This window comes from Mucilaginibacter sp., from assembly GCF_028288105.1.
Lineage (GTDB): Bacteria > Bacteroidota > Bacteroidia > Sphingobacteriales > Sphingobacteriaceae > Mucilaginibacter.
This window is the reverse complement of the sequence record NZ_JAQBOI010000024.1, coordinates 1-5,264: the sequence shown is the minus strand read 5'-3', so window position 1 is coordinate 5,264 and position 5,264 is coordinate 1. Positions and strand designations below refer to the sequence as shown.

7 protein-coding genes and 2 pseudogenes are annotated in these 5,264 nt (G+C 41.3%); 8 read left to right on the top strand and 1 reads right to left on the bottom strand.

Annotated elements, in window-relative coordinates:
- Positions 1–197 (top strand): annotated as a pseudogene (locus tag JWQ85_RS01390) (ABC transporter ATP-binding protein); the annotation flags it as partial.
- Positions 198–199: 2 nt separating this feature from the next.
- On the opposite strand, the gene JWQ85_RS01385 reads toward JWQ85_RS01390, so the two are convergent.
- Positions 200–451 (bottom strand): hypothetical protein, encoded by a 252-nt coding sequence (locus JWQ85_RS01385; RefSeq protein ID WP_299462786.1) that lies wholly within the window; start codon positions 449–451, stop codon positions 200–202.
- Positions 452–812: 361 nt separating this feature from the next.
- Between JWQ85_RS01385 and JWQ85_RS01380 the strand changes: the two genes are divergently transcribed.
- The 7 genes and pseudogenes from JWQ85_RS01380 to JWQ85_RS01350 all read left to right on the top strand — a co-directional run.
- On the top strand, positions 813–1,691 hold the full coding sequence (locus JWQ85_RS01380) for a permease-like cell division protein FtsX (protein ID WP_299462783.1): 879 nt from the start codon (positions 813–815) through the stop codon (positions 1,689–1,691).
- A 57-nt stretch (positions 1,692–1,748) separates the two neighbouring features.
- The gene (locus JWQ85_RS01375; RefSeq protein ID WP_299462780.1) at positions 1,749–2,012 is read left to right on the top strand and encodes a DUF3098 domain-containing protein; all 264 of its coding nucleotides are present in this window, start codon (positions 1,749–1,751) and stop codon (positions 2,010–2,012) included.
- Positions 2,012–2,809 carry an undecaprenyl-diphosphate phosphatase gene (locus JWQ85_RS01370; RefSeq protein WP_299462778.1) on the top strand — a complete coding sequence of 266 codons (798 nt, stop codon included), beginning with the start codon at positions 2,012–2,014 and terminating at the stop codon, positions 2,807–2,809. Before JWQ85_RS01375 ends, JWQ85_RS01370 begins: the two co-directional genes overlap by 1 nt.
- A gap of 63 nt (positions 2,810–2,872) precedes the next feature.
- Positions 2,873–3,085: a hypothetical protein gene (locus tag JWQ85_RS01365; RefSeq protein ID WP_299462775.1), complete on the top strand. Its 213-nt coding sequence runs from the start codon at positions 2,873–2,875 to the stop codon at positions 3,083–3,085.
- A gap of 52 nt (positions 3,086–3,137) precedes the next feature.
- Complete coding sequence (gene truB, locus JWQ85_RS01360) at positions 3,138–3,860, top strand: tRNA pseudouridine(55) synthase TruB (protein ID WP_299462772.1); 723 nt, start codon at positions 3,138–3,140, stop codon at positions 3,858–3,860.
- Between the two features lie 68 nt (positions 3,861–3,928).
- A complete protein-coding gene (locus tag JWQ85_RS01355) occupies positions 3,929–4,879 on the top strand; it encodes a bifunctional riboflavin kinase/FAD synthetase (protein ID WP_299462769.1) in 951 nt (316 codons plus the stop codon).
- Positions 4,880–5,002: 123 nt separating this feature from the next.
- Positions 5,003–5,264 (top strand): annotated as a pseudogene (locus JWQ85_RS01350) (DUF2157 domain-containing protein); the annotation flags it as partial.

The window sequence follows — 5,264 nt, the reverse complement described above, 5'->3', positions numbered from 1 at the left end:
TGCAGGGACGTACAGCAATTGTTATCGCTCACCGTTTATCCACCATACAAAACGCGGATAAGATTATTGTGCTTGACCATGGCGAGATAAAAGAAATGGGTACCCACCAGGAGTTGCTTCGGATAGAGAATGGGTACTATCGCAAATTATACGATCTGCAGTTTAATTCGGCAGGGATTGCCAAGCCCTTAGAGTAATTTTATTTCGATTCCAAGCGGCGGGCGTCGTCCTCAGCTGTATCCGGCTGGTCTTTCTTCGGCGGGTTTTTCACGGGGTTAACCGGTTGCTCCTCCTTTTCGTAACGCTTCGCCACGTTTTCCTGTTCAGGTTCGTCGGCATGGTATTGCTTATCCTCTTTCTTAACTACACTTTTATGCCCCTCATCGTTGGGCCTGTGGGTAGGGGTATCCGAAGGTGATGGTTTATCGTGGTCGTTTGCAGGTGTTGTCATAGTGGGATAACAGGTAGTGTGGGGATTTGTTTATTGTTGAAATACTGATTTTTTTGGGATTCCCCAGATAACGCCATGCAATATTCATTGCCGTCGGCTAGCCAACAAGCTAATTGGCTTTAGCCAAAAATAACGGCCAGGCTTCAGTTAAAGCCGGATTGCTCATTTTGCAATCCGTCCCATAAATGGGACGGCAATGATTTGCACAATCCTGGGCAGGGTATAACAGCATCAGCGTTAATTATTGTTAATTATACGCCATAAACTTTTACCTTTAAGCCGGGTTTGTTAATTTCGCAAATTATAAGAATAAGATATTGGCCTAAAATCCATATCTAACATCTCATATCTAAAAAAACGCATGGAAGAATTTGAAGCAAGTGCATCGGCAAAAAAAACCAAAACGATATACATATCTACCGTTTTTGGAATTGCTATGGTTTTATTAATGATAGGGCTGCTGGGGCTTATATTGGTGCATGCCAATAACCTGTCGCGCTATGTAAAAGAAAACATTGTACTGAATATTTTTATGGATGATTCGGCTCACGAAACCGATGTGCTGCAGTTGCAAAAGCAACTGGATGCAAACGTAATGGTGAAGCAAACCCAATACGTGAGCAAGGAACTGGCCGCACGTAACCTGCAAAAAGATCTGGGCGAAGATTTTGTAAAGTTCTTGGGTTACAACCCGCTATCGCAATCGCTTGACATTTACTTAAAGGCAGATTATGCCAACAATGCCGGCATCGAGAAGTTTAAAGCCGAGCTAATGAAGAATAAACTGGTTAAAGAGGTAAAGTACCAACAATCATTGGTAGACCAAATGAACGCCAACCTCACTTCAATCAGCTTAATTATATTGGGTTTTGCCGGTATATTTATCGTACTATCTGTAGCATTAATAAACAATACTATAAGGCTGGCAATATATTCGCAGCGTTTCCTAATCAAATCAATGCAGTTGGTCGGCGCTACAAAAGGGTTTATCCGCAAGCCTTTTATACTTTATGGTATCTGGCATGGTTTATTAGGCGCGTTAATATCTGTAGTGATACTAATTGGTACCTTGTACCTGGCTAATAAACAAATCCCTGATCTGGTTATACTGCAAAACTATACCGAGTTTGGTGTCGTGTTTTTAGGTATAATAGCCCTGGGCATATTTATATCTGCCTTTAGCACGTTCCTGGCGGTTAATAAGTTTTTACGTTTAAAAATATACGATCTATATAGGTAGTCATTGACTGAGCTTCAATCACTAAATCATTAATTCAACAATTCACTAATTAAAAATATGGCACTGCAACAAACAAAAACAGCTGCAAGCAAAACACAGGCACCGGCAACAAGCACCACCACGCCGGGTCAGTTTATATTTGGTAAAGAAAACTACAAATGGTTAATTATCAGCATAGCTGTGGTTGCATTTGGTTTTGTGCTAATGAGCGGCACTACTGATATTTACAGCACAACAAAAATTGTAATTGCGCCAATTGTGGTACTTGCAGGTTTTGCATTAGGTTTTTACGCAATTTTAAGGAAGCCTACTGCTAAATAATGAACATCATTCATGCAATTGTCCTTGCTATTATAGAGGGCATCACCGAGTTTTTGCCGGTATCTTCAACAGGTCATATGATCATCGCTTCATCTGTAATGGGTATCCAAAGCAATGATTTTGTAAAGCTTTTTACTATTGCAATACAATTAGGCGCAATATTATCAGTATTAGTTTTATACTTTAAACGCTTCTTTCAAAGCATTGGGTTTTACTACAAATTGTTTGTAGCTTTTATACCAGCTGCGATATTTGGTCTGCTATTCAGTAAAAAAATAGACGCTTTGTTAGAAAGCGCTTTAACCGTAGGTATAACCTTGTTTATTGGTGGTATTATATTGCTTTTTGTAGATAAGTGGTTTAATAACCCCGATGTTAAAGAAGAAAAAGAGATAAGTTATTTAACCGCTTTGAAGATCGGTTTCTTTCAGTGTTTATCTATGATACCTGGTACATCGCGCTCTGCCGCGACTATTGTTGGTGGTATGTCGCAAAAGTTAAGCCGCAAGGCCGCTGCCGAGTTTTCCTTCTTTTTAGCGGTACCAACCATGTTTGCCGCCACAGCAAAAAAACTGTTCGACTTTTATAGAGAAGGCCACGTAGTTACCGGCGAAGAAATTAAGCTATTGGCTATTGGTAACGTTATTGCATTTGTAGTAGCCTTATTGGCTATTAAAACATTCATCACATTTTTAGAGCGCCGCGGTTTTCAGTTATTTGGCTGGTACCGTATTGTAGTAGGGGGGGTAATTATTATCCTTTACCTAAGCGGCCATAATTTACAGGTGATAGGTTAAATGAATGATGTTCCTAATATAATGGGGAATGCAAAAGTAATATGTTACGCGGTTGTTAATCTTTTGAATAATTCAAATACTGAAGATAACGATAGTAAACTAATTGCCGGATTTGCAATTTGCCAACCGGAAAAAGAGCCGGGATATTATCTATTTTCATGCGATGCTAATTGGAAAGAGTTGGCTGATACCTGGCACGAGAGTATCGACGATGCTATTGACCAGGCAGAATATGAATGCAATGGAATAAGTAAATTATTTCAACAGGCAACTTAATCTTCAAAAAATCCTGTAATCAGGTAAATCACCTTAATCAAGGTTCAGACAAATGAGTAATTCCTTCCAATCTATACAAGACTTTGCCGACGGGCAACTCCTCCTCATCAATAAACCATACGAATGGACAAGCTTTGATGTGGTAGGTAAACTGCGTAATGCCTTTAAGCCACTAAAGCTTAAAGTAGGCCACGCAGGCACGCTCGACCCATTGGCTACCGGACTGCTTATTGTTTGCACCGGTAAAATGACCAAGCAGATTGATACCTTCCAGGCTGAGGAAAAGGAATACACAGGTACCATGGTGCTGGGGGCAACCACCCCAACCTACGATCTGGAAAGCGAACCCGAAGCAAAATTTGATACCAGTCATTTAACCGACGAACAGATAAAAGCTGTCTGTGCGCAGTTTACCGGGGATATTCAGCAATATCCGCCTGCACATTCTGCCATTAAAATTGATGGTGAACGACTGTACGAAAAAGCCCGCCGTGGCGAAGAAGTTGAATTGCGCCTCAGAAGTGTTACCATATCCGAATTTGAGATAACCCGTATAGCACTACCCGAAGTTGATTTTCGTGTAGTATGCAGCAAGGGTACTTATATCCGGTCGTTGGTAAATGATTTTGGTGCTGCGTTAAACAACGGGGCATACATGTCGGCACTGAGGCGAACCCGCAGTGGCAATTACCGTATAGAGGATGCCCACGAGATATTGGAATTGGTTGATACTATCCGTGCACTAAAGGCAGCCCCTGATTTAACAGGATTGTAACATCTTACACAGATTAAACAAAAACCTTTCTGCTTTGTCCATTCTACTTTTACCTTTGTGCCAGCACTATGAAGATATACCATCATATTGATGAATTTACGCCGGTTAAAAACGCGGTAGTTACTATTGGCACTTTTGATGGAGTGCATATTGGGCACCGCAAAATTATATCGCGTATAAAAGAACTGGCTGCTGCTACAGGCGGTGAAACAGTTATACTTACTTTTTTTCCGCATCCGCGGATGATATTGCACCCCGAGGACGAAAGTCTTAAGCTCATCAACACCATTAACGAGAAGGCGGAGCTGTTGGAACAATTAGGAGTTGATCATTTAATTATCACACCTTTTTCAAGAGATTTTTCTAACCAAACTGCCGAGGGTTATATCCGCGATGTATTAGTAAATAAAATAGGCACCAAAACCATTGTGATAGGTTACGATCATCGTTTTGGTAAAGACAGGCAAGGCGGCCTGCAAGATTTGCTGGCATTAGCGCCGGTTTATGATTTCGAAGTAGTTGAGATACCCGAACAGGATATAAACGACGTAGCCATCAGCTCTACCCGTATCCGTACGGCTTTATTAGCTAACGACATTCACATAGCTAACGAGTGTTTGGGTTATCCGTTTTTTATTACCGGGAAAGTTATCCGTGGCGATCAGTTAGGTCGTGAGCTGGGTTACCCAACCGCCAACCTGCTCATCGAAGAAAGCTATAAGCTGATACCTGCCGATGGCATATTTGCCGTGAAGGTAAAAGTTGCGGGCAAGGAGTATACAGGTATGGCCTACATTGGCCACCGCCCTACCGTTAACGGCATGACGCGGAACATTGAAGTAAATATCTTCGACTTTAATGCAGAAATATACAATCAGCAGATCCGTATGGAGTTCCTGCATTTTGTACGCGGCGATGTTAAGTTTGAATCGCTGGAGCAACTTGTAGTACAATTAGGTAAGGATAAAGAAGATGTTTTGGCCCTGCTGGTGATTGATGGCCCCCAGTTTAATACCTAACAACTTTCACCATAATTTCATAAATAAACTATACTTTCCGGATATTATTGGCTGGCTTAAGTGTGAATTAATATTGTTTACTTTCACTTATTCGCATAAATTAGTATCCGCATCTATTACCCTATGGCTAAACTAAATATCGACAGGCAGGAAAGTGAGTTTTTGAACGATACCATTGCGCATTGGGAGAAAAATCATTTATTGGATGCTGCCCAGGCCGAAAAACTGCGTAATTCTTATGACGTAAAAGGTTTCGACTGGATGCGCCTGGCCAAGTACAGCATTTGGGTGGCGCTGTTTTGCGGCGCAATTGCCATTGGCTCGCTCATTGTTGACGACGCCGTTATCAACTGGATAAAAAACCTGTACGATACACCAGATATAG